At 72.7% G+C, this 22183-nt stretch carries 18 protein-coding genes and 1 riboswitch; of the genes, 11 read left to right on the top strand and 7 right to left on the bottom strand.

The window, feature by feature from the left end; genetic code table 11:
• The first annotated feature begins 69 nt into the window (after positions 1–69).
• On the top strand, positions 70–660 hold the full coding sequence (locus ACGF0D_RS27815) for a nucleoside deaminase (RefSeq protein WP_392884032.1): 591 nt from the start codon (positions 70–72) through the stop codon (positions 658–660).
• 107 nt (positions 661–767) lie between these two features.
• On the opposite strand, the gene ACGF0D_RS27810 is transcribed toward ACGF0D_RS27815, so the two are convergent.
• Both ACGF0D_RS27810 and ACGF0D_RS27805 read right to left on the bottom strand, forming a co-directional pair.
• Positions 768–2453 (bottom strand): phospholipase, encoded by a 1686-nt coding sequence (locus ACGF0D_RS27810; protein WP_392920821.1) that lies wholly within the window; start codon positions 2451–2453, stop codon positions 768–770.
• A gap of 148 nt (positions 2454–2601) precedes the next feature.
• Entirely contained in the window at positions 2602–3231 is a 630-nt protein-coding gene (locus ACGF0D_RS27805) for a hypothetical protein (protein ID WP_392920819.1), read from the bottom strand.
• Positions 3232–3644: 413 nt separating this feature from the next.
• Between ACGF0D_RS27805 and ACGF0D_RS27800 the strand changes: the two genes are divergently transcribed.
• The 5 genes from ACGF0D_RS27800 to ACGF0D_RS27780 all read left to right on the top strand — a co-directional run bounded on the left by ACGF0D_RS27800 (position 3645) and on the right by ACGF0D_RS27780 (position 9144).
• A complete protein-coding gene (locus tag ACGF0D_RS27800; RefSeq protein WP_392920817.1) occupies positions 3645–5105 on the top strand; it encodes an alpha/beta hydrolase in 1461 nt (486 codons plus the stop codon).
• A gap of 118 nt (positions 5106–5223) precedes the next feature.
• Positions 5224–5429, top strand: a riboswitch (cobalamin riboswitch).
• A gap of 139 nt (positions 5430–5568) precedes the next feature.
• Positions 5569–6513, top strand: coding sequence for an ABC transporter substrate-binding protein (locus ACGF0D_RS27795; RefSeq protein ID WP_392920814.1), 945 nt, complete (start codon positions 5569–5571; stop codon positions 6511–6513).
• Positions 6510–7589, top strand: a complete 1080-nt coding sequence (locus ACGF0D_RS27790) for a FecCD family ABC transporter permease (RefSeq protein WP_392920811.1) — start codon at positions 6510–6512, stop codon at positions 7587–7589. The genes ACGF0D_RS27795 and ACGF0D_RS27790 overlap by 4 nt, the downstream gene beginning before the upstream one ends.
• Positions 7586–8404: an ABC transporter ATP-binding protein gene (locus ACGF0D_RS27785; protein ID WP_392920808.1), complete on the top strand. Its 819-nt coding sequence runs from the start codon at positions 7586–7588 to the stop codon at positions 8402–8404. Before ACGF0D_RS27790 ends, ACGF0D_RS27785 begins: the two co-directional genes overlap by 4 nt.
• A complete protein-coding gene (locus ACGF0D_RS27780) occupies positions 8401–9144 on the top strand; it encodes a ferredoxin (protein ID WP_392920805.1) in 744 nt (247 codons plus the stop codon). The genes ACGF0D_RS27785 and ACGF0D_RS27780 overlap by 4 nt, the downstream gene beginning before the upstream one ends.
• Before the next feature lie 83 nt (positions 9145–9227).
• Here the strand turns inward: ACGF0D_RS27780 and ACGF0D_RS27775 are convergent, their stop codons facing one another.
• From ACGF0D_RS27775 to ACGF0D_RS27760, 4 genes are all read right to left on the bottom strand, one after another.
• Entirely contained in the window at positions 9228–11597 is a 2370-nt protein-coding gene (locus ACGF0D_RS27775; RefSeq protein ID WP_392920803.1) for a helicase C-terminal domain-containing protein, read from the bottom strand.
• A gap of 302 nt (positions 11598–11899) precedes the next feature.
• Complete coding sequence (locus ACGF0D_RS27770; protein WP_392920800.1) at positions 11900–12673, bottom strand: SDR family NAD(P)-dependent oxidoreductase; 774 nt, start codon at positions 12671–12673, stop codon at positions 11900–11902.
• A gap of 159 nt (positions 12674–12832) precedes the next feature.
• Positions 12833–14707, bottom strand: coding sequence for a gamma-glutamyltransferase family protein (locus tag ACGF0D_RS27765; RefSeq protein ID WP_392920797.1), 1875 nt, complete (start codon positions 14705–14707; stop codon positions 12833–12835).
• 300 nt (positions 14708–15007) lie between these two features.
• Entirely contained in the window at positions 15008–15463 is a 456-nt protein-coding gene (locus ACGF0D_RS27760; protein WP_392884047.1) for a cupin, read from the bottom strand.
• Between the two features lie 158 nt (positions 15464–15621).
• On the opposite strand from ACGF0D_RS27760, the gene ACGF0D_RS27755 reads away from it, so the two are divergent.
• A complete protein-coding gene (locus ACGF0D_RS27755) occupies positions 15622–16290 on the top strand; it encodes a TetR/AcrR family transcriptional regulator (protein WP_392920794.1) in 669 nt (222 codons plus the stop codon).
• Between the two features lie 20 nt (positions 16291–16310).
• Positions 16311–17147: a helix-turn-helix transcriptional regulator gene (locus ACGF0D_RS27750; protein ID WP_392920791.1), complete on the top strand. Its 837-nt coding sequence runs from the start codon at positions 16311–16313 to the stop codon at positions 17145–17147.
• A gap of 92 nt (positions 17148–17239) precedes the next feature.
• On the opposite strand, the gene ACGF0D_RS27745 is transcribed toward ACGF0D_RS27750, so the two are convergent.
• Positions 17240–17542, bottom strand: coding sequence for a hypothetical protein (locus tag ACGF0D_RS27745; protein WP_392920788.1), 303 nt, complete (start codon positions 17540–17542; stop codon positions 17240–17242).
• A 512-nt stretch (positions 17543–18054) separates the two neighbouring features.
• On the opposite strand from ACGF0D_RS27745, the gene ACGF0D_RS27740 reads away from it, so the two are divergent.
• The 3 genes from ACGF0D_RS27740 to ACGF0D_RS27730 are packed head-to-tail and all read left to right on the top strand — an operon-like array spanning position 18055 to position 22134.
• On the top strand, positions 18055–19038 hold the full coding sequence (locus ACGF0D_RS27740; RefSeq protein ID WP_392884053.1) for an ABC transporter permease: 984 nt from the start codon (positions 18055–18057) through the stop codon (positions 19036–19038).
• Position 19039: 1 nt separating this feature from the next.
• Complete coding sequence (locus ACGF0D_RS27735; protein ID WP_392884055.1) at positions 19040–20038, top strand: ABC transporter permease; 999 nt, start codon at positions 19040–19042, stop codon at positions 20036–20038.
• Complete coding sequence (locus tag ACGF0D_RS27730) at positions 20035–22134, top strand: dipeptide ABC transporter ATP-binding protein (protein ID WP_392920785.1); 2100 nt, start codon at positions 20035–20037, stop codon at positions 22132–22134. Before ACGF0D_RS27735 ends, ACGF0D_RS27730 begins: the two co-directional genes overlap by 4 nt.
• Positions 22135–22183: the final 49 nt, after the last annotated feature.

Below are 22183 nucleotides of genomic sequence, written 5' to 3'. Positions count from 1 at the left end.
ATCGGGCAAAGCCGACAATCGCCCGCATGTGACATTCAGCTCCACGCCAGGCCGCTGAGAGGTCATCTCATGGACAGATGTGAGGCTTTCCCGAATCACGACAAGGCTTTCCTGAAGGAAGCCGTACGGCTGGCCCGAGAATCCGTCGAGAACGGCTGGGGCGGCCCCTTCGGTGCCGTCATCGCCCGGGACGGGGAGATCATCGCACGCGGCCAGAACCGGGTCCTGCTCACCGGAGACCCCACCGCGCACGCCGAGGTGGAGGCCATCCGCAAGGCGAGCCAGATCCTCAACCCGGAGTCGCCGTCCATCGCCGAGGACCGGCAGAACGAGTGGACCCTCCAGTACGTCCCGCGGGACCCCGGGTCCTGCGACCCCGTGCCGGAGCGCGCCCGGATGCTCAAGGGGTGCTCCATCTACGTCAGCGGCGCTCCGTGCCCCATGTGCATGAGCGCCGTCTACTGGGCCCGGATCGACAGCGTCTACTTCTGCTGCTCCCTGGAGGACACCCGGGCCATCGGCTTCGACGACTCCTTCCAGTACGAGGACTTCGAGAAGCCCTACAAGGATCGACGGATCCACATCGAGCAGCTCCACCGCAAGCTCGGTGTGCGTGCCTACAGGGCGTGGATGGACAAGCCGAACCACCACTACTACTGAGGCGGGTCCCCGCGGGCCGCCGTCGCCGGGTTCGGCGCGGCGGCCCGCGGTGTGGTCAGGGCGTTCTCAGGGCGTTCTCACGACGCGCTCACGGCGTTCTCGCGGCGTCAGCCCTGGCAGCGGCCGCTGCTGTAGTCGAAGGTCGCGGCGGCCTGCGAGTACTGCCACTGCGGGGCGAGCAGTTGGGCGTCCAGCTGGGCGGCGGCGGTGCGGTTCTCCACGACGTAGCCGAAGTCCTGCAGCCAGGCCGGGTAGAGGTTCTTCGAGCCGATGAAGAACGCCGAGCCGTCGACCGAGACCAGCTTGTGGTGCAGCGCGTACGGGTGCCCGTCGGCCCAGGTGGGGGTGGACGCCGCGCGGAACGGGGCGAGTTGGAGGTTCCGGCACATCGCGGTCCGGGCCTGGGCCGGGTCGCCGAGGCGGGCGGTGAGCCGGGCAGCGAGGGTGTCGCTGATCTCGTTCAGGGACTTGATCTGCGAGTAGCCGCCGCTGCCGACCGTGCCCCGGTTGCCGGGGTCGCTGACCACGATCCGGACCTTCACCCCGTCGGCGAGCTTGCCCGCGAGCAGGTCGAAGAGCCGGGCGTCGTAGCGGGGCATCGGCGGGCAGGTGCCGGTCACGTCCTGCTGGGAGATGTCGATCCGGCTGGTGGCGCTGGCGACCAGCGAGCGCAGCGCGTTCTCCTCCGGATTGACCGTCTCGTAGGCGCGGTCGTCGTTGGTACGGTCGTGCAGGCCGACCGGGCCGCACGTGACGTCGTCGGCGCCGGCCGCCGGCTCCGGACGGTAGTCGGAGGTGGGGTCGCTGTCGCGGATCCCGACGCCCAGGCCGCCGACCGCGATCACCGGCACGTTGCCGGCGGCGGGCACCCGCGCGGCCGCCGGGTTGAGCCGCTTCTCCAGGTCGGGGGTGCATCCGGCGCCCTTCGAGGAGGCGAACCAGGCGGCCGAGAAGACACCGCTGTTGCGGCAGGTCCAGTCCCACAGGGTGTCCAGGTAGGCGCCGGCGGAGGCGGCGGCCGGACCGTTCAGCGCGAGGTCGACGTCCGTCACCGGGTGGGCGGTGTCCAGGTAGTCGCCCTTCCAGTTGTTGATGCCGCCGGTGATGACGCTCTGCCCGTCGACGACCAGCAACTTGGAGTGGTTCCAGGAGAACGCGGTCTTCGCGGTGGTCATCGAGGCCACCTCGATGGTCACCCGGTCGGCGGCCGTGCCGAGCCGGGCCACCAGGTCGTCCCGGTACTTCGACGGCAGCGCGGTGATGTTGAGCAGCGGAGCGGCCCCGGCGAGGATCCGCACGTGCGGCGCGTTCCCGGCGGCCACCGACGCCTTGAGGCCGTCCACGATGGCGTCCTGGAACCCACCGTCCGGGAACGGGGCGAGAGTTGATATGTCGACGGTGCGGGTGGCCTTCGAGATGTTCTCCCGCATCCGGTCCAACACCCGCTTGGTCCCAGGCCGTTCGGCGCAGGAGGCGTCCCCCCAGCACCCCGGCGTCTGCAGCAGCCACCCGCCCGGGTCCCCGGCCGGTGCGTCCAGCCGGTTGCCCGCCGTCCGCTGCCACACCACGCCCTCCAGCCCGGGCGACACCTGGCGCAGGATCCGCTCCACCGCGTCCAGGTGGGGAGTACCGTCGGCCTGGGCCGCCCCCGGCGCGGGAGCCGGAGCCGGAGCCGGAGCCGGAGCCGGGTCGGCGAACGCGGGGGCGACGGGCAGCACACCGACGGCGGCGGCGAGGGCCAGTGCGGAACCGGCCAGACGGCGGCCGGAACGGCGGGACTGGGGAGAGAGCACGTGCGAGTCCTTCATGCGGGGCCGGGGACGTTCACCCGGACGACACCGCTAAATTACCTCAAAGTAACCTGAGGTGCTGTCAGGGTCCCATCAAGGCCGCGCATCCGGCCTGACGTGCCATCCACTGGAGGTCCGGTGGCCCCGGGCCTCAGTGGAAGACGATGGCGTGGCCGCCCTCGATGCTCGCCAGGCACGCCCGATGGAGCTGACGCCAGGCGAAACGTTCCGTCTCGAACGGTCCGTCCATCGCGGGATCCACAGCCGGCCCGACCGCCCCGACATCGAAGGGAACGCCCTCACCGTCGAGCTCGATGCCGATCGACGACGCGATACCCGACAGTTCGGCCAGCAGTCGCTGACTGGAACCGACGATGCCATCGCCGTCGACGTCCGCCTCGTCAGGGAGGAAGAGCGGATCCTCGAAGTCGACCGGCACGTAGTAGCCGGAACTGTCGGAGTGACAGAGCAGATGAGAGTCGAACCTCGACATCTCGTCCCGGACCTTCTCGCAGTCGCGCTCGTACTGGCTCTCGCTGACCTCCAGAGCCGATGTGACGGGCTCGCCGAAGTCCGTGAGCACCAGGATGCGGCGCAGCTGGGTCAGGTACCCGTAGGGGAAGCCGGCGGAGAAGGTACGGGTGCGCGGCGGATCGGTCATCTCCGGCTCGTGCCAGCCGATTCCCTCCGCCATGAGCGCCCGGCTGAGGCGGGCGAAGGCGGAGCGGTGGTAGTCGAGCCCCTCGGCGTCATTGCGCGCCTGGTCGTAGAGGAGTCCCACTGATATCGAAAGTCCCATGGGCCGGAGTGTAGGAGCGGCCCCTGACACCCGACCACGCCTCCCCGGGGCTTCCGAACCGGGATGACCTCCCGGGCCGAACCGGCACCGACCTGCCGACCGAGTACGTGACCCTCGTGCTCCGGCCTCAGCGCGCCGGGGTTCTCCCCCGATCGGGGGAGAACCCCTTCCCTACTTCGCGTGATGTGTGGCCGTCCCCCGAGAGCCATGATCATGTCCTGCCCGGTCGAAGCGACCGATACCTCGCCGGCGTCGCCCGGCCTCCGCTCCCGTTCCCGGGCTCGTCGGCCTCCGTGAAGACGCGGAGACGCGGAGACGCGGAGACGCGGAGAGCTCATCATCCGATCATTCGAAGGATCAGCATGACGATGCGAAACACACCCATATCCTCTCTCGTGACCGTCGGAGCTGCGGTGGTTCTGGCCGCGACGCTGACACCGGCGACGGCCTCCGCCACGTCCGGCACCGTCGCCGAGGACCCGATGCGGCCGTACACCCAGCAGACGCTCCGCTGGGGGCACTGCGACGAGCACACGCCGGCCGCTTTCCAGTGCGCGACCGTCAAGGTGCCACTGGACTACAACAACCCCGATGGCGAGAAGCTCGACGTCGTGGTGAACCGGTTGAAGGCGAGCAGTACGCAACACCGCCGCGGCGTACTGCTGTTCAACCCCGGCGGTCCCGGCGCTTCGGGTCTGGGTCTGCCGGTCGCCATGGAGCCGGTCATCCCCCAGGAGGTGAAGGACCGGTACGACCTCGTCGGCTTCGATCCGAGGGGCATCGGGCAGAGCTCCCCCGTCAGCTGCGGTCTGACTCCCGACGAGCTGAACATCGACCGCCCGTACCACGCCGAGACCTTCGCCAAGGACGTGCGGTGGGCGCGAACAGTGGCCGACAAGTGCGCCGCCGCGGAAGGGGACAAGCTGCGGCACATCACCACCCGCAACACCGCCCGCGACATGGACCTCATCCGCACCGTCATGGGAGAGAAGAGGATCTCCTACTACGGGGGCTCGTACGGCACCTATCTCGGCGCCGTCTACATGCAGATGTTCCCCCAGCGGGCCGACCGGTTCGTGCTGGACAGCGCGGTCGACCCCACGCAGTACGGGCGGGGCACCTTCCAGCAGATGGCGCAGGCGACCGAGCCCGCCTTCACGCGGTGGAGCGAGTGGACCGCAGGGCAGGACACCACGTACCACCTGGGCCGGACCCCGGCCGAAGTCCGCAACACCTTCTGGGACATCGTCGCCCGGGCGGATCGCAAGCCCGTCGACACCGGCGACGGCCCCCTCACCGGCGACGACATCCGCGCCGTGCGCGACATCTTCTTCACGGAGCGGAAGGCCGCCGACTGGATCGCCGGACTGAAGAAGGCCGCCGAGGACGACAAGCCCGCCGCGCCGGCGCCCGACCCCGAACTCCCCCCGGAGAACCTCCTCGCGAGCCTCTGGACGGTCATGTGCGGCGACACCGCCGCATCGTGGCCGCGTGACCCCGAGCAGTACCGGCGCGACACCGTGCGCGGCAAGGCCCGGTACCCGCTGTACGGGGACTTCGCGTACGGCATCAAGCCGTGCGCCTTCTGGAAGCCCGGCAGCGAAGCCCCGACCACGGTGGACAACGACGTCCAAGCGCTGATCCTGCAGAACGAGTGGGACTCCCAGACGCCCCTGACCGCCGCCCAGAGCATGCACCGGTCCCTGCACGGCTCCCGGATGATCACCGTGCTGGGAGGAGAGGGGCACGGCGTCTACGGCAACGGGTCCTGCGCGGACGCGGCCACCACGCGCTACCTGACCACGGGCAAGCTCCCGGGGGGCGACCTCACCTGCCAGGCACCGACCGCCCGATGAACCACCGCCGCCGCGGTGCGGCCCCGCCCGCGCGGCGTCGGTGGGCATCCGCGGGTCGTCGCGGCTCCCCGTCCGCCCTGCGGTCCCGGACTGTTCCCGGACAAGATCGCTAGGCCTGATATCTTGCCAGCGCCGTGGTGTTCGGGAAACCGGTCGAATTCCGGTGCGGCCCTCGCCACTGTTGCCGCGGAGTTCCGCGGCCCTCGCTGACCGGCTCTGCCGCCGGTCAGGGCCACTGGGCGGGCTGGAAGAGCCGCTTGGGAAGGTCGGCCGCGGCGCGTCGATGCGGAAGCCAGGAGACCGGCCACGGCGCGACATGTTCCACGAGGGTTTTGGAGAACACGTGCCCAGCGGTCTGCCGTACCCGTTTCGATCCATACGTTCCGCACATTCTGTACATTCCGCACGTCCCAGAGGGCCGATACGTGTCGGCCGGGCGGTCGCGGCCGTCCTGTTCACCGGCATGCTCGGCGCCTGCGCGGGCGTCCCGGCTCCCGTCGCGTCCGGCGGGACGGCCGGGAGTGCCGCGCCGGTCGGCGTGGACAACTGCGGGACCACCGTGACGGTCGGCGCGCCGCCCGAGCGGCTGGTGACCCTCAACCAGGGTGCCACCGAGGTCGCCCTGGCCCTCGGCCTGCAGTCCCGCATGGCCGGCACCGCCTACCTCGACGACTCCGTCCCGGAGAAGTGGAAGGCGGCCTACGACTCCGTCCCGGTGCTCTCCAAGGAGTACCCGACGAAGGAGAAGCTCCTCGCGGCCCGTCCCGACTTCCTGTACGCCTCCTACGCCAGCGCGTTCACCGACAAGGTCGCGGGCAGCCGGGAGGAACTGCGCGACCAGGGCATCCCGTCGTACGTGTCCCCGTTCGGCTGCTCGGACAAGAGCAAGGTACCGCCGACGACCTGGCAGGCGATGTGGGGCGAACTGAACGACGTCGCCAAGGTCTTCGGTGTCCCGGAGCGGGCCGTCGCGATCCAGCAGCAGCAGGAGCAGCAGCTTGCCCGGTTCACCGCGACGGCCGCGGGCAAGGGCCTGAAGGTCCTGTGGTACGACTCGGACACCAAGACGCCGTTCGTCGGTGCCGGCCACGGCGGACCTCAACTCGTACTCGATGCCGTGGGCGCCCGCAACGTCTTCGGGGACCTGCCCGGTGGCTGGCAGAACGTGAGCTGGGAGAAGGTCGTCGCGGCGGACCCGGACGCCATCGTGCTGGCGGACGCAGGCTGGGACACCGCCCAGTCCAAGATCGACTACTTGGAGAACGACCCGGTGCTGAGCAAGCTCGGCGCCGTGCAGCGCAAGGCCTTCGTGGTGGTGCCGTTCTCGGAGTCGACTCCCGGCGTGCTGCTCGCCGACGGTGCCGCCCGGGTGTCCGCGGGGCTGGGCCGGCTGCACCCGGGTTCATGACCACCGCGCCCCACCCCGTCGTGCGGTCCTCCGGTCCGGGCCGCGCGACGGCGGCGCTGGCCATCGGTGTGGCCCTGCTGCTGACCACCGTGCTCCTCGGCCTGGCCGTGGGCTCGCAACACGAGCCGGTCCACACCGTGATCGACGTCGTGGTGCGCCGTCTCGGGCTGGGCGACCCGAACGTCACGCTGCTGGACGATCAGATCGTCTGGCAGCTGCGGCTCCCCCGGGTTCTGGGAGCGGCTGCCACCGGCGCCGGCCTCGCGGTCTGCGGTGCGGTGTTGCAGACGCTGACCGGGAACGACCTGGCCGATCCCTTCCTGCTCGGGATCTCGGACGGAGCCGCCGCCGGCGCGGTCACCGTGATCGTCCTCGGCGCCGGCGTGTCCGGCGTCGTGGGCACCGGTGCGGTGGCGACGGCGGCCTTCGCCGGTGCCCTGCTCGCCGCCGTCGTCGTCCTGGCACTGGCCGGCGCGCGCACCCGGTCGCTACCGACCGCCCGGACCGTGCTCGCCGGCATCGCGGTGGGACAGATGTGCGGGGCGTACACCTCGTTCGTCGTGATGGTCCTCGGGGACCGCAACGCGGCGCGCGGTGTCATGGAGTGGACGCTCGGCTCGGTCGCCGGCGTGCGGTGGCCCACCGCCGTCTTCCTGACCGCGGTCGCGCTGATCGGTGTCACGGTCCTGGCCTCCTCGGCCCGCGACCTGGACGCCTTCGCCTTCGGCGAGACCTCCGCCCGCTCCCTCGGCGTCCACGTCGAGCGCACCCGCTGGGCCCTCGTCGCCACAGCCGCGCTGGTGACCGCGTGCCTGGTCGCCAACACCGGCGTCATCGGATTCCTCGGCCTGGTCGTACCGCATGTGGTCCGTCTCGTCTGCGGGCCGCGCCACGCCCTCCTGCTGCCCGTGTCGGCGCTGGTGGGCGCGTCCCTCCTGGTGGGCAGCGACATCGTGGCGCGCTCGGTCCTGCCCGACCGGGAGATTCCCGTCGGCGTCATCACGGCCGGGCTCGGAGCGCCCTTCTTCGCCTGGCTGCTGTGGCGCCAGGGGCGGGCCGACGGGAGGGGGCAGTGACAAAGACGCCCCCCGTCGAACTGCGCGCGGAGGGACTCCGTGTGCGGATCGGCGCAGCCACGCTGCTGGACGAGGTCTCGCTCGCGTTCGGCCCCGGCCGGGTCACGGGCCTGCTCGGGCCCAACGGCGCCGGGAAGACCACCTTGCTGCGCGCGGTCGCCGGGCTGACCCGGCCGAGCGCGGGACGGGTCCTCCTGGACGGAGCGGATCTCCACGCGCTCACGGCCCGCCGACGAGCCCGACAGGTGGCCTTCATGGAGCAGCAGGCGGACACCCGGCTGTCGCTGCCGGTCCGTCAGGTCATCGAGCTCGGACGCACGCCGCACCGCGGCCGCTGGCCCGTGCCGACGAACTCCGCGGCCGGCGCCCACGAGCGGTCCGTGTTCGCCGACGCCGTTGCCGCGGCCGACGTCGGCCACCTGCTCGACCGGTCCTGGCCGACGCTGTCGGGCGGCGAGCGGCAGCGGGTCCAGCTCGCGCGGGCGCTGGTGCAGGAGCCCGGCGTGCTGCTGCTCGACGAGCCCACCAACCACCTCGACCTACGCCACCAACTCGGCTTCCTCGAAACCGTACGCGGGCTGGGCGTCACCACGGTGGCCGCGCTGCACGACCTCGAACTCGCCGCCGCCTACTGCGACGAGGTGGTCGTCCTGCTCGACGGCCGCCTGGTCGCCCACGGGCCCGTCTCCGAGGTGCTCACCTCGCCCACGATCGCGCACGTCTACGGCGTCGACGTCACCGTGGAACGACACCCCCGGCACGACAGACCGCACATCCGGTGGAACGGACTGCTCCGCGAAAGGACGACCCCATGACCTCCCCCCTGCCGGATGCCCCCGCCCGCCGCAGTGCCGTACTCCTGGTCGGCATGTCGATCGGGGAAGTCGTCCGCCGTGACGAACTCCTCCGGACGGCGGCGTCGCACCGGGCCTCGATCGCGTTCCTGCAGCAGGGAGACCCCTCCCTGTCGGCCGCGCTGACCAGGCTGGCCAACGAGGGCAACGAGACCGTGGTCGTGATCGGCGTCCGCCTCGCGGCTTCCGGCCCGGCCCATTCCTGGCTACGGCGGATCGCCGCGCACTGGTGGCGCGAGCGTGCGGGCCACCGCCCCGAACTCCTCGTCGCGACCCGCCTCGCCGACTCACCGGACGCGGTCGCCGCGGTGGCCGCGGTGACGAAGGCCATCAGCGGCACGGAGCCCGGCCTCACGTCCACGGCCTGGGAGGAGGTCCCCGGCCACCGGCACCAGGTCATGGTGTGCCGCGGTCCGCGTTGCGCGGCCGTGGGCGCGGAGGAGGGACTACGCGCCCTGGTAGGGAAACTGACCGAGCTGGGCCTCGGCGACGACGACGTGCTCGTCACCCAGACGGGGTGCCAGTTCCCCTGCAACCAGGCCCCCGTCGTCAGCGTGCAGCCGGACGACATCTGGTACGGGAGGATCGACCCGGCTGTCGCCGACCGCATCGTCACCGAGCACCTCGCCGGCGGACGACCGGTCGAGTCCCACCGACTCCCCCGCCACAGGAGAGAACAGACAGGCCACCACGACGACTGATCGCGACCACCGGCACGGGAGCGGGGTGAACTCCGTTCCCGGCCCACCGCGAGGTGCCCGCTCCGGCGGCGATCCCGCCCGGGCTACGCGGGCATCACCCCGTGGATGCGGGAGATGGTGAACATCCGCTCGTCGTTCCGCAGGTGACACCAGCCGTGCAGGTAGGGGGCGTCCAGTTCGAGCCGGCTGAGGGTGCGGACCGTCTCGTCGCCCGAGGTCGCGACGTACTCGATCGTGATGGCCTGGCCGTCGTCGACGGCATGGGCCAGCTGGCGGACGTCGGTGAAGGACAGGTTGCGCGCGTGCCCTGCGATGATCTCCTCGGTGTCGCTGGCGTACGGGCGGTCGTCCCACGGGTCCGGCTCCGGGATGTCCTGCGGGGCGTCCCGAAGCCGGACGGCGAGGGAGGGCAGGTCGACGGTCGTCCGGGCGTCCGTGGTGTGGGCGTCCGCCCGCTGTGTGCGGGACCTGCCACCGGACGGGCGCGGCGGCGGGAGGGTGCTCGCCGCGCGGGCGCGTTGGGCCCGCTCGATGCGGACGGACCCGTCGGGCTTCTCGGCGACGGGGGCGTAGCCCGCGGACCGCAGTGCCGCGAGCGTCTTGTCGAGCGGGGTCCGGCTGATCAGCACCGTCGGTGCCAGCAGCCGCAGGCCGAGCTGGGTGAGCTTGCGGTGCGCTGCCAGTTCGGCCAGGAGGGCGGGCTCCTCACCGTGGATCACACAGGCCGCGGAGACGATGCGCACTCGACCGTGGCTGCGCGCGGTGTCGTGGATCAGGTACGAGAGCGGCTGGGGAAGCGGCTCGACGGCGATGGCGGCCAGGTCGGCTGTGAGGGCGTCGGGGGTGAGGCCGGCGTCGAGGGCACGGCGGACGCTTCCCGGGCTGAACCGCCATACGGACGCCGCACCGGCGCTCTCCCGGTCCGCGACGGAGTCCAGCAGGGCGAGGAGGTGCGCCGACGGTGTGCCGGCGACCACGGCGGTGAGATCGCTTCCGAAGCGGGCAGTCCCGCTCGCGGCGGGCAGCAGTCGCCGGCAGGCGTCGGTCAGGGCTTGGGCGTCGTCGGCGAGCAGGGCGGCGCCGATCGGGGACACGGCCCCGAGGGCGAGTGCGCCGAGCAGTTCCGCCTCCCGGATCAGGGTGGCGAACGGCGTGGTGTCCTGGGGGAGTTCGTCGACGAGCGGGCGCAGCCACCCGAGCAGCGCTCCCAGGTCCGCCGAGTTCGCCGCGCCTTCGCCGGCCGGGAGTTGCGACGCGGCGGTGAGCAACCCGTGCCGGGCCTGCACGCAGCCTCCGCAGGGCGGTGCCCCGGCGAGCGCCGGCAGAGCCTTCCCGTCCTCGTCGCGGCTCCCGCCGGGGGTCAGCGGGAGTGCCCACCACGCCCGGAGCAGCACGGCGAGCTGGTCGGCCGGTTCCTGCTCGGCCCAGTTGTCGTAGGACGCGGTCGCCGCGACCCGGTCGCCGTCCCGGGCCAGCAGCCCGGCCGCGCTCGCCGCCTCCAGGACGAGGCGTACCGGGATCTCGTCGCACTGTGCCGCTCTGCCGATCCGGGCCAGCTCGCGGGCGCCGACCCCGCCGGCCTTGAGCCGGGCCGGTGGAGCGGCGGCGCACACCCCGAGGACGGACACGGCGTGGGCGGCGAACGCCATCGTGGCGGCCGAGGTTTCCCGGTCGATGTCCGAGACGGTGGCGGGCGCCGGCCGCACGCCGGGCGGGAGGGGTGTGAACGGGGCGTGCCAGTCGGGGCCGCGCAGTGCGAGTGCCACCTCCGCGGGCATGCGGGCCGGCCCGTACCGGTGCCGGTCCCGGATCAGTAGTCCCCTTTCCAGTGCCCACTGTTCGCCGGGCTCGGAGTCGGCCCGAGGCCCCCCGAACATGATGAAGCCCGGTCGTTCCGGAGCCTCCTGTGCCCGCCGCTCGAGGAGTTTCCGCGTGGCTGCGGGCGCCTTGGCCACCAGCGCGGTGACCCGGACCGGGTCGCTGTGATGGTCGATCAGCGCCGCCAGGCGCATTTCTTTCCTGTTGGCGGCGGGTTTGATGGCGAGTTTCGCCACCATGCGGCCCAGTTCGTCGGAGTTCGAGCCCCCGAGCAGTCGTGCGAGCGGTGCGTCGAGTCCCAGCGGCGAGGTCCACGCGTTCCGCAGCGGCGCGGCCATGTGCAGCAGGCCGTTGCCGTCGGGCCACATCAGAGCGCGATCCGCCAGTGCCTCCAGGGCGGCGGCCAACCCGTGGGCGCGTTCACCGTGTGTCGCGTCCAGGAGGCCTGCCAGGTCGTCCCGCGACGCAACCGTCAGTACGGCGACGGCCTCCGCCACCTGTAGGCACGGCTGCGTGAGTCGGGGCAGGGCCAGCGCCACGGACGCCGGGCGCTGGAGGCGGTCCGCCAGTTCGCCGACCGACCGCGGTTCCGGAGCCGACACGGCGTCCGGGCGCGCCGCCAGGACCCGCTCCAACTCGGCCGCGTCAAGACCGCGAAGCCATGCGGCCAGCGTCGATCCGTTCTTCTTACTGATGGGGACACCTCGCCACGCAGAAGGATGACTGCCCTGCCGAAAGCAGGCCCGGTGCACAAGGATGGCCTACCGGAGGGGGTGAGTGCGACGAAAGCCCCGACGGAGGGGCCGAGACCGTTCTTCGCCTCCCACCCAGGACGTCCGGTCCGCGGCGAAGGAGGAGGCCGCCGGCGACCGGCACAACCTGGTGATCGTCCTCGAACAGCGGCCTCGGGGCGGTACCGGTAGCCGCGGCCGGCGCCCTACTTGCCGACCAGCACCCGGGCGACGATCCCGCTGAGCGCCCCGGGCGCCAGCCGACGGGCCGTCCACAGGGCCCGGGTCCCACGCCCCGGAAAGGCCCACGACCGGCGACGCGCCAGCGCCCGGTCCATCGAGTCCAGCACCGCCTCGGCACTCAATCCCCGGCGTGGGCCGAGGAGTTGCGGGGTCTCGACGCGGATCCGGTCCAGCATCGGCGTCTCCACGGCCGGCGGGCAGACGCACAGGACCCGTATGCCCTCCGCACGGTGTTCCGCCGCGACGATCTCGGCGAGGAAGTGCACCGCCGCCTTCGCCGCGCCGTACCCGCCGCCGAGCGGTACCGGCACCCAGCCGCCGATCGACCCGAACAGCACCACCTCACCGCCGCCCCGGGCCGCCATCAACGGCACCACCGCGTGCACCACACGCAGTGTGCCGCCGTAGACGACGTCCATCACACGAAGGGTGTCCGCCGGATCCCGGTCGAGCAGCCGCCCCATCACGGCGACACCCGCGCAGTGCACCAGCCGGCGCGGCGGGCCCAACTCCCGCCCCACGTCGAGGACCACGGCGGCGACGGCCGTCCCGTCGGTGACATCGCAGACGAACGGGCGCACCCCCGACGCCTCCGCGGCCAGGCGGTCGAGACCTGCCTCATCCACGTCGACCGCCGCGACCACCCAGCCCGCCCGGGCCAGCCGCAGGGCCGCCGCCCGGCCGATACCACTGGCAGCGCCGGTGACGACGGCGACATCTCCTCGCAAGGACGCCATACTCCTGCTCCTGGGCTCGCATCGGGCCGGACACACCACCTCGGCCCGTACCCCGCACCGGAGTCCGGGCCGTACCCCCGGAGGATCCCTACCCGCCCGGCGCCGCCCGCAAGTGTCGCCACGGCACCGGGTAGTACGTGCTCGGGCCGGCGGCGCCCGTCACCGTCCGGCCGCGTAGGCCTGCATGCCCCGCGGGTCCGCGGCGGCCGACAGGAGCCCGGTGCGCGGATCGCGGGCCACCGCGCAGACGCGGCCCTCGCTCCACGGCCCGGCGACCCGCACCCGGTGCCGGCGTCGGCGCAGCTCGGCGATGGCGGCGTCGCCGATCCGCGCCTCGACGACGACCCGGGCCGGGTCCATGGCGTGGGGGTGGAAGGAGGACGGGAAGCTCTCCTGGTGCCAGTTCGGGGCGTCGACGGCGCCCTGGAGGTCGAGGCCGCCGCGCACGGCCGGGCGGAGGGCGACGGCCAGGAAGAAGTGCAGGGTCCACTGGTCCTGGGCGTCGCCGCCCGGTGTGCCGAAGGCCAGCACCGGCTCGCCGTCCCGCAGTGCCAGCGAGGGGGACAGCGTCGTGCGCGGACGGCGGCCGGGGGCGAGGGAGTTGGGCAGTCCCGGTTCGAGCCGCGCCATCTGGAGTCGCGTCCCGAGCGGGAACCCCAGGTCCGGGACGACGGGGCTGGACTGCAGCCAGCCGCCGCTGGGTGTGGCGGAGACCATGTTGCCCCAGCGGTCGACCACGTCGACGTGGCAGGTGTCGCCGTTGGTGGCCCCGTCGGCGGCGGTGGTCAAACCACCCTGGCCCCGCACATCGCCGGGGCCGGTCGGCTCGCCGCCGCCCGGGCCGGTGACGGTCGGCTCGCCGCCGCCGAGCGCCATCGCCCAGTCACCGGCCCCCGGGGCGGAGACGGCGCGTCGGCCGAGTCGTGGCGGCCGACCGCCGGGCCGGCCGGGGCGAAGCTCGGCGGAGGCGAACTCGCCGATCAGCGAGCGGCGTTCGGCGTTGTAGGCGGGATCGAGCAGGTCGGCCACGGTGACGCCGGCGTGTTCGGGGTTGTCGCCGTACCAGGCCTCCCGGTCGGCCATGGCCAGCTTGCCGCCCTCGATCAGCGTGTGGAGGTACTCCGCTCCGCCGTACCGCGGGCCTTTCGACCCGAAGTCGTCCGGCAGCAGGGCGAGTTGCTGGAGGAAGACCGGCCCCTGGCTCCACAGCCCGGGCTTGCAGACCGTCCAGCCGCCCCACTCGTGGCTGACCGGCTCCTCGTACGTCGCCTCGAAGGCCGCGAGATCGTCGCCCGTGAGCACCCCGGCGTGCGGCACGCCGGAGGCGTCCATCGCCGGGCGCGCGGCGAACTCGGCCAGCGCGGCCGCGACGAACCCCTGTCGCCAGACCCGCCGCGCCGCGTCGATCTGCTGCTCCCGCCCCGCCCCGGCGGCCTCCGCCTCCGCCAGCAGCCGCCTCCAGGTGTCGGCGAGACGGACGTTGCGCAGCAGCGCGCCCGCGGCCGGCGGACGGCCGTCCGGCAGGTAGAGCGCGGCCGAGCTCGGCCAGTGCCGCTCGAACTGCCCGCGGACCGCCGTGACCGCCGCCCCGATGGCCGGCAGCGCCGGGTGGCCGTGTTCCGCATGGCCGATGGCGTACCGGAGCACCTCGGACAGCCGTTTGGTGCCGTGGTCACGGAGCAGCAGCAGCCAGGCGTCGAAGGCGCCGGGGACGGTGGCGGCCAGCGGCCCGGTGCCGGGTACCTCGTCCAGGCCGAGCGCGGTGTAGTGCCCGATGGTGGCCGCGGCGGGTGCTCCGCCCTGGCCGCAGAGCACCTGCGGACGTCCCCCGGCCGGCGCGAGGATGATCGGCACCTCGCCGGCCGGGCCGTTCATGTGCGGTTCGACGACCTGGAGCGTGAACCCCGCGGCCACGGCGGCGTCGAAGGCGTTCCCGCCGTCCTCCAGCACCGCCGTCGCCGCCGCGGTGGCCAGCCAGTGGGACGAGGCCGCCATGCCGAAGGTGCCCTGCAGGGTCGGACGGGTGGTGAACATGCGAGTCCTCCTTGGGTTCGGCCCGGCTTCCAGGGATCCCTACCCGGCGACCGACCGGCTTGAAAGCCCACCCGAGTCCCCGCCCCTGACGGCTTTCCACGGGAACGTTGAGTTCTGATGCCGCTGGTCCACGGCGCCCCGGGCGGGAGACGAGTCGGCGGTCCGCGTCGGCGTCGTCGATGATGCCGCCGCAGCGCGGTGCCGACCTGCCGCTCGCCTCCGGACAGCCCACCGGCGGACCGCGGCGCCCGGCGTCGCATGCGGCGTCCTCGGCTGCCGCATGCGACGCCGTACCGCTCGTCAGGCCGGCGCGCTGCCGTCATGCATGGGGTGCCGCACTCCGGTCCCCCCGGCAAGGGCATCGGTGCGCGGTTCGAGGAGCGTGCCCCTGCGCAGGGTGATCGACATCAGGTCGCTGGGGGCGTCGAGTTCCAGCCGGTGCCAGCGGCCGCGCGGGACGATCACGGCGGTACCGGCCGGCAGCCGCACCATGTCCTCGGCGTCACCGGGCGTGGTGGGACGGAAGTAGAGGCGGACACCGCCGGCCAGACAGCACACCGCTTCCTCGGCCTCGGGGTGCATCTCCCAGTGGTCGGCATGGACGTCGGCGTCGGTCTCCACGTGGAACGTCGCGATCTGCCAGGCGTCGGAGTCGATGCCGGCCATCCGGCGTTCGGCGGCTCGGGCCCTCCCGTCGGGGTGGATGTACAGCGCCGAGGCGAACAGGTCGACGGACGTGATCGGGATCGTCGTCATGAGGGCGTTCCTTCCAGTCGGTTCTCCGTGGCGGCAGCGAGGCACGGGACAGGTCGCGGGCGCGACCGCCCGGGCCCGGACGCCCCCTAGTTTTTGTACATGTAAGTAAAGTAGACCGGAGGCTCTGCGTTGTCGAGGCCTGGGGGATGATGGAGGGCATGCAGCAGCCCTCCGCACCCCGCAAGGCCACCGGCCGGCCGCCCCGCATCTCCCGGGGGGAGGTCATCGGGACGGCTCGCCGGATCGTGACCGAGGAAGGTGTCGAGAGGCTGACCATGCGACGCTTGGCCGCGGAGATCGGCAGCACGCCGATGGCGCTCTACCACCACGTCCGCAACAAGGAGGATCTGCTCGTCCTCCTGCTGGACGACTACGCCTCGCGGACACTGCACCGGACCGAACTGCCGACCGAACCCCGGGAGCGGGTGGTCGCTGCCGCAACAGCGATCCACGAGGCGCTCGCCGCCTGCCCCTGGATCGTGGAGGTGCTGACCGCCGACGACCTGATGTCCGCCCACGCCCTGTGGTTCGTCGAGCAGATCATCGACGGCCTGATCGCCTGCGGCCTGTCGCTCGAAGGGGCCGCGCGGGGCTACCGCGCGATCTGGTACTACACCGCCGGAGAGATCATGGTCCGCGCGACAGCGACCCGGCGCCGCACGGGGGTTGACCGCCCGACCTATCGGCAGCAGGTCTTCGCCGGCCTCGACCCGAGCGATCTGCCCCGCCTGGCACAGCTCGCGGACCGCTGGGAGCCACTGACCGCCCAGGACACCTACCGGGACGGACTCCGCTCCCTGGTGGACGGCCTCCTCACCGCGCGCTGAGCGGGTGACGGCGTCGCACCTTGGCAAGGACGTCGTCCACGCCCTCCACACAGGCGAACGGCAGCCGGACCGACCGCGAGGTCGGACTCCCCGTCCACGGCACCCACAGGGTCAGCGGACTGCGCCGGGAGGAGGTCGCCGACCTCGCGGCGATGAGCGTGGAGCACTACACCCGCCTGGAGCGGGGGAACGCGTCATGCGTCTCCGACGGCATCCTCGACGCGGTCTGCGAGGCCCTGCGGCTCAGCCCGGGGGAACGCCGCTACCTGCGCAGCCTGGCCCGGCCGGCCGGCACCGACGTGCCCCGCCTTCCGGACGATCGACGGTCGGACCTGCAAGCGGTACTCGACTCGATGGCCCTCACCCCCGCGTACCTGGTCGGCCCGGGCGGCGCCATCCTCGCCTGGAACCGGCTCGCCGCCGCCGTCTTCCTCGACTTCGGGCGCCTGCGCCCGCAGGAGCGCACCGTCGGCCGGCTGGTCTTCACCGATCCGCGCGTGCGCCGGCTCTACGTCGACTGGGAGGCCAAGGCCCGGGAGACCGTGGGCCTGCTGCGCACCGAGGTCGGCAGACGGCCCCGGGATGCCGCGCTCGCCCGCGAGATCGGCGAACTGCGCGAGCACAGCCCGGTGTTCCGGCGGTTCTGGGACGAGCAGGTGGTGCTGGAACAGGCCCATGCGACGCTGCTGCTCGCCTCCCCCCGGGTGAGCGGCCCGCTGCGGCTGTCCGCGTCGGCGCTGCACCCTGCCGACCATCCCGACCTGGTGATCGTGGCGTACACGGCGGTGCCGGGGTCGGATTCCGAGTCCGCCCTGCACCGACTGGCACGCACCGTCGCGTCGGCCGAGACGCCGTGACGGGCGCGCGCCGCCGCGCCCCCGGCCTGCCGCGTCACCGCCCGCCGCGTCCTGGTCCCTGACCGCAGATCCCTGAACCCGCACCCGACCGCTCACCGGCTCGCACCGTGGTCCGCCTCCGCCCGGGCGGAGAGCTCCGCGCTCCGCAGCCGCTCCTGGCCGGCGGCGAGGTTGGCCTCCGGCCCCAGGTCCCCGCCGCCGGCGGGGCCGGGCAACGGGAACTGACTGGTGGCGAAGGCGGGCGTGAGGTACGTGCCGAGGACGGGCACGCCGTGGGCCTCCCCCACCGTCAGACTGAACGGCGACGGGGCGAAGGCGGTGAGCAGCAGGTCCGCCCCGCCGGCCACCGCACCCGCCACGCCGTCGACGAGCCCGTCCACGAACGCGGCCGTCACCGCACGACGGCGGTGGTACGGGTGCGCATGGTCCCCCCTGGGACGGTCAGGCCCCGCCCTACCGGGACTCCCGGCACATCCTCTTCGCCGACGTTCCCGAGGCCGAGGCCGAGCAGCCACTCGCCGTTCCTCTCCATGCCCCGGCGACTCGCCGCCCTGCTGGGCCGGATCGCGACCGGCCGGGGATGACCGACCGGCGGTGACCGACCGGCGGTGACCGACCGGGGGTGACCGACCGGCGGTGACCGACCGGCGGTGCAGCCCCTACGACCCCTCCCACCTGCGAATTCGACGGGAACGTGACGCGAACACCTCCGCCTGCTGCGGGGGTGTTTCGTCTTCGTGTCCAGATGCCTTGATCCCTGGTGTCACGTGTCGCCCACACACAGACTGGCCACTGCACGGTCGTGCAACCACCCCTTGGATCGAGGAAGTTCCACCCGCATGCGTACCTGCCCCAGACCCGGCGCTCCCCAGCCTCACCCGCCGCATCCGGTGGGGAGGTGCCGTCCGTGCTCCGGTATGTGACCCGCAGGGCGGTGAGCTGGTTCCTGGTGATCGCCGCGGCCACCAACGCCACGTACTTCCTGGCCAGTTGGTTCCTCGACCCGCGCTCGAACTTCAAGGAGCTGCGCCCGGTCCGCACTGAGGAGCAGATCTCCCGGGCTCTGGCCCCGTACAACCTCGACCCGCACGAGCCGCTGCTGCACCGCTGGTGGGACTGGCTGACCGGGGTGGCCCTGCACTTCGACTGGGGCCGCTCCCCGGTCGGGGTCCAGGTGAACGGGGAGATCGGCCACCGCTCCCTGGTCAGCGCCGAACTGGTGATCGGGGCGACGATCCTGTCCGTCGTCGTCGGCGTCGCACTCGCGGTCCACACCGCCTCGCGCCAGTACGGCTGGCGGGACCGGGCCGCCCAGGCCCTGTCCATGGCGCTCTTCAACGTCCCGGTGTCCATCGCCGCCCTCGCCCTGGTGCTGCTGGCCATCGGGCTGAACGAACACGCGGGTTGGCACTTCCTGTACGTCGCGGGAGAGAACTCGCCCGACGTGGAAGGGTTCTGGGCGACGATCGGCGACCGGCTGCTGCACCTGATCCTGCCGACGCTGACGCTCACCCTGACGGGGTACGTGGGCTACCACCTCACCCAGCGCTCCCTGCTGCTGGACGTCATAGGCTCCGACTTCGTGCGCACCGCCCGGGCCACCGGGCTCACCCGCGCCCAGGCGATCCGTCGGCACGCCCTGCGCACGGCCCTGATTCCCACCGCCCAGTCCGTGGCCTTCAGCATCCCGGCCGTCTTCACCGGCGCGGTCCTCACGGAGACGATCTTCGGCTGGAACGGCATGGGCCAGTACTTCATCCAGACCATCAACAAGAACGACGTACACGGCACCGTGGCGACCGCCGCCTTCGCCGCCGCCCTGACCGCGATCGGCGCGATCCTCGCGGACATCGCCACCGTTCTCCTCGACCCGAGAGTGCGGGTGAACTGAGATGGGCACCCCTGTGAGTCCCGACGGGACCTCCGAAGGCGTCCTCGCCACCGCCCCCGGGCCGACCGCCGATCCGCTGCTCACCGAGCACAACGGGCATAGCGGCCACGACAGCCACGACGGGCACGACAGGCGCTATCCGGGCCGGCGCCGCCTCTACCTGCGCCGCTTCCTGCGCAACCGAATCGCCGTCGCCGGTGTGGTGATCTTCCTGCTGCTCGTGCTGTTCAGCGCGCTCGGCGGCCTGTTCACCCCGTACGGCTACGCGGACGCCGACTTCTCGGCGCTGACCCAGTCCCCCGGCGCCGAGCACTGGTTCGGCACCAACCAGGGCGGCAACGACGTCTATGCCGCCGCCGTGCACGGGCTCCAGCGCTCGCTGGTGATCGCGGTGACCGTGTCCCTGCTGACCGTCGCCATCGCCGCGGTCGTAGGCGCGGGCGCCGCCTACTTCGGAGGCCGGGTGGAGAAGGCCACCCTCGCCCTCGTCCACTTCCTGCTGATCGTGCCCTCCTTCCTCATCCTCGCCCTGGTTTCGCACCGGCTGGCGGGCGACTGGCGGGTCCTCATCCTCGTCCTGACGGTGTTCGGCTGGATGTCCACCGCCCGCGTGGTCTGGTCGGTGTCGACGTCCCTGCGCGAGCGCGACTACGTGCGCGCCGCGGAGTTCATGGGCGTGCGCCCCCTGCGCATCGTGGTGCGCCACATCATCCCCAACCTGGGCTCCCTGCTCATCGTCAACCTCACCCTGGGCGTGGTCTCCACCGTGCTCAGCGAGACCGCCCTGTCCTTCCTCGGCTTCGGCGTCCAGACCCCGGACGTGTCGCTGGGCACGATGCTCGCCGACGGCGCGGGCACCATCACCAGCGCCCCCTGGCTCTTCGCCTTCCCCGCCGGGCTGACCGTGCTGCTCACCGTGTCGATGACCTTCGTCGGCGACGGCCTGCGCGACGCCCTCGACCCCACGTCCACCACCGGCGCGGCAGGAGGCCGACGATGACCCTCGCACCCGCCCCCCGCACCGGGCCCGCGCCCGTCCTGTCCGTACGCGACCTGCGCGTCTCCTTCCCCTCCGAGGCCGGACCGGTGGAGGCCGTGCGCGGCGTCGACTTCGACCTCCTGCCCGGGCGCACCCTGGGCATCGTCGGCGAGTCCGGCTCCGGCAAGTCCGCCACCGCCCTCGCCGTCATGGGCCTGTTGCCGCCCACCGCGCGGCTCGGCGGCCGGATCCTGCTGGGCGGGCGCGACCTGGCGGCGATGGACGACAAGGAGCTCTCCCGGGTGCGCGGCAAGGACATCGGCATGGTCTTCCAGGACCCGCTGTCCGCGCTCACGCCCATCTTCAGCGTCGGCCGGCTGCTCGCCGAGGCCCTGCGCGTGCACCGGGAGCTGTCCAGGAAGGACGCCTGGGAACAGGCGGTGGAACTGCTCGACCTGGTCGGCATCCCCGACCCCCGCGAACGCGCCAAGTCGTTCCCGCACGAGTTCTCCGGCGGCATGCGCCAACGCGTCGTCATCGCCCTGGCCATCGCCAACAAGCCCTCGGTGCTCGTCGCCGACGAGCCCACCACGGCGCTCGACGTCACCGTCCAGGCCCAGATCCTCGACGTGCTGCGCCTGGCCCAGCGCGAAACCGGCGCCGGTCTCGTCCTGATCACCCACGACCTGGGCGTGGTGGCCGGCCACGCCGACGACGTCGCCGTCATGTACGCCGGACGGATCGTCGAGCACGCGAGCGTCGACCAGCTCTTCCGCCGTCCCACGATGCCCTACACCGCCCGCCTGCTGGCCAGCGTCCCGACCGTGGACAGCGGTGTCGAACGGCCCCTGATCCCGATCGGCGGGGAGCCGCCGTCCCTGGTCGGCCTGCCCAGCGGCTGCCCGTTCGCGCCCCGCTGCGCCGTGGCCCGGGACGTGTGCCGGACCACCGAACCGGACCTGACCGCACCGGACCCGACCGAAGCGGTCCCGCCCGCACCGGCCGGGCGGCCCGGCCGCGTCGCCTGCCACCGCGCGCAGGAGATCGCCGACGGAAGCCTCGACCCGGCCGGGGAGGCCGCCCCCGTGCCACCGGCCGGCTCCGGGGCGCGGACCGCCGGCGACGTGGTCCTGCGCGTCGAGGACCTGGTCAAGACGTTCCCCGTCACCAAGGGGGCCCTGCTCAAGCGCCGGGTGGGGACCCTGCACGCGGTCAACCACGTCAGCTTCGAACTGCGCGCGGGCGAAACCCTGGGCCTGGTGGGGGAGTCCGGCAGCGGCAAGACCACCACGCTGCGCGAGGTGCTGCGGCTGCGCGCACCCGAGGGCGGCCGCATCGAAGTGGCCGGCACCGACGTCGCCACGCTGCGGTCGGCCGCCCAGGTGCGCGAGCTGCGGCGGGACGTCCAGATCGTCCTCCAGGATCCGACGGACGCCCTGGACCCCCGGCTGACCGTCTTCGACCTGCTGGCCGAACCGCTCCAGGCCACCGGCGCCGACCGGACGGCCATCCGGTCCCGGGTCACCCGGCTCCTGGACCTGGTGGGTCTGGACCGCGCCATGGACGACCGCTTCCCCGCCGCCCTGTCCGGCGGCCAGCGCCAGCGCGTCGGCATCGCCCGCGCCCTGGCCCGCGAGCCGAGGCTGCTGGCCCTGGACGAGCCGCTGTCCGCCCTGGACGTCTCCGTGCAGGCCGGGATCATCAACCTGCTCGCCCGGCTGAAGCGCGAACTGGGCCTGGCCTACCTGGTGGTGGCGCACGACCTGGCCGTGGTGCGCTACTTCTCCGACCGCATCGCGGTGATGTACCTCGGGCACATCGTCGAGTCCGGCGCCACCGAGGAGATCTTCGCCCGGCCCCGGCACCCGTACACGAAGGCCCTGCTGTCGGCGATCCCGGTGCCCGACCCGGAGCGCGAGCGCCACCGCGAGCGCATCGTCCTCGCGGGCGAGCAGCCCAGCGCCGCCCGGCTGCCCGAGGGCTGCGTGTTCGTCGACCGCTGCCCGCTCCACCGGGAGGCCGACGAGAGCGTGCGGACGCGCTGCCGCACCGAACGGCCGGCGACCGTCGGCGTCCCGGACGGCTCGGATCACCAGTACGCCTGCCACGCGGTCTGACTCCCGCCCCGCCCCGCCCTGTCCCGCCGCCTCACTCCTTCTCGCCCCT

This window comes from Kitasatospora sp. NPDC048298, assembly GCF_043201465.1.
Lineage (GTDB): Bacteria > Actinomycetota > Actinomycetes > Streptomycetales > Streptomycetaceae > Kitasatospora.
This window is presented reverse-complemented; position numbering and strand designations above follow the sequence as displayed.

Coding starts and splice junctions, on each gene's coding strand:
- ACGF0D_RS27770 (WP_392920800.1), bottom strand. CDS start 12,673: ATGGCGTCCTTGCGAGGAGATGTCGCCGTCGTCACCGGCGCTGCCAGT.
- ACGF0D_RS27790 (WP_392920811.1), top strand. CDS start 6,510: ATGACCACCGCGCCCCACCCCGTCGTGCGGTCCTCCGGTCCGGGCCGC.
- ACGF0D_RS27765 (WP_392920797.1), bottom strand. CDS start 14,707: ATGTTCACCACCCGTCCGACCCTGCAGGGCACCTTCGGCATGGCGGCC.
- ACGF0D_RS27755 (WP_392920794.1), top strand. CDS start 15,622: ATGCAGCAGCCCTCCGCACCCCGCAAGGCCACCGGCCGGCCGCCCCGC.
- ACGF0D_RS27815 (WP_392884032.1), top strand. CDS start 70: ATGGACAGATGTGAGGCTTTCCCGAATCACGACAAGGCTTTCCTGAAG.
- ACGF0D_RS27795 (WP_392920814.1), top strand. CDS start 5,569: ATGCTCGGCGCCTGCGCGGGCGTCCCGGCTCCCGTCGCGTCCGGCGGG.
- ACGF0D_RS27730 (WP_392920785.1), top strand. CDS start 20,035: ATGACCCTCGCACCCGCCCCCCGCACCGGGCCCGCGCCCGTCCTGTCC.
- ACGF0D_RS27780 (WP_392920805.1), top strand. CDS start 8,401: ATGACCTCCCCCCTGCCGGATGCCCCCGCCCGCCGCAGTGCCGTACTC.
- ACGF0D_RS27735 (WP_392884055.1), top strand. CDS start 19,040: ATGGGCACCCCTGTGAGTCCCGACGGGACCTCCGAAGGCGTCCTCGCC.
- ACGF0D_RS27760 (WP_392884047.1), bottom strand. CDS start 15,463: ATGACGACGATCCCGATCACGTCCGTCGACCTGTTCGCCTCGGCGCTG.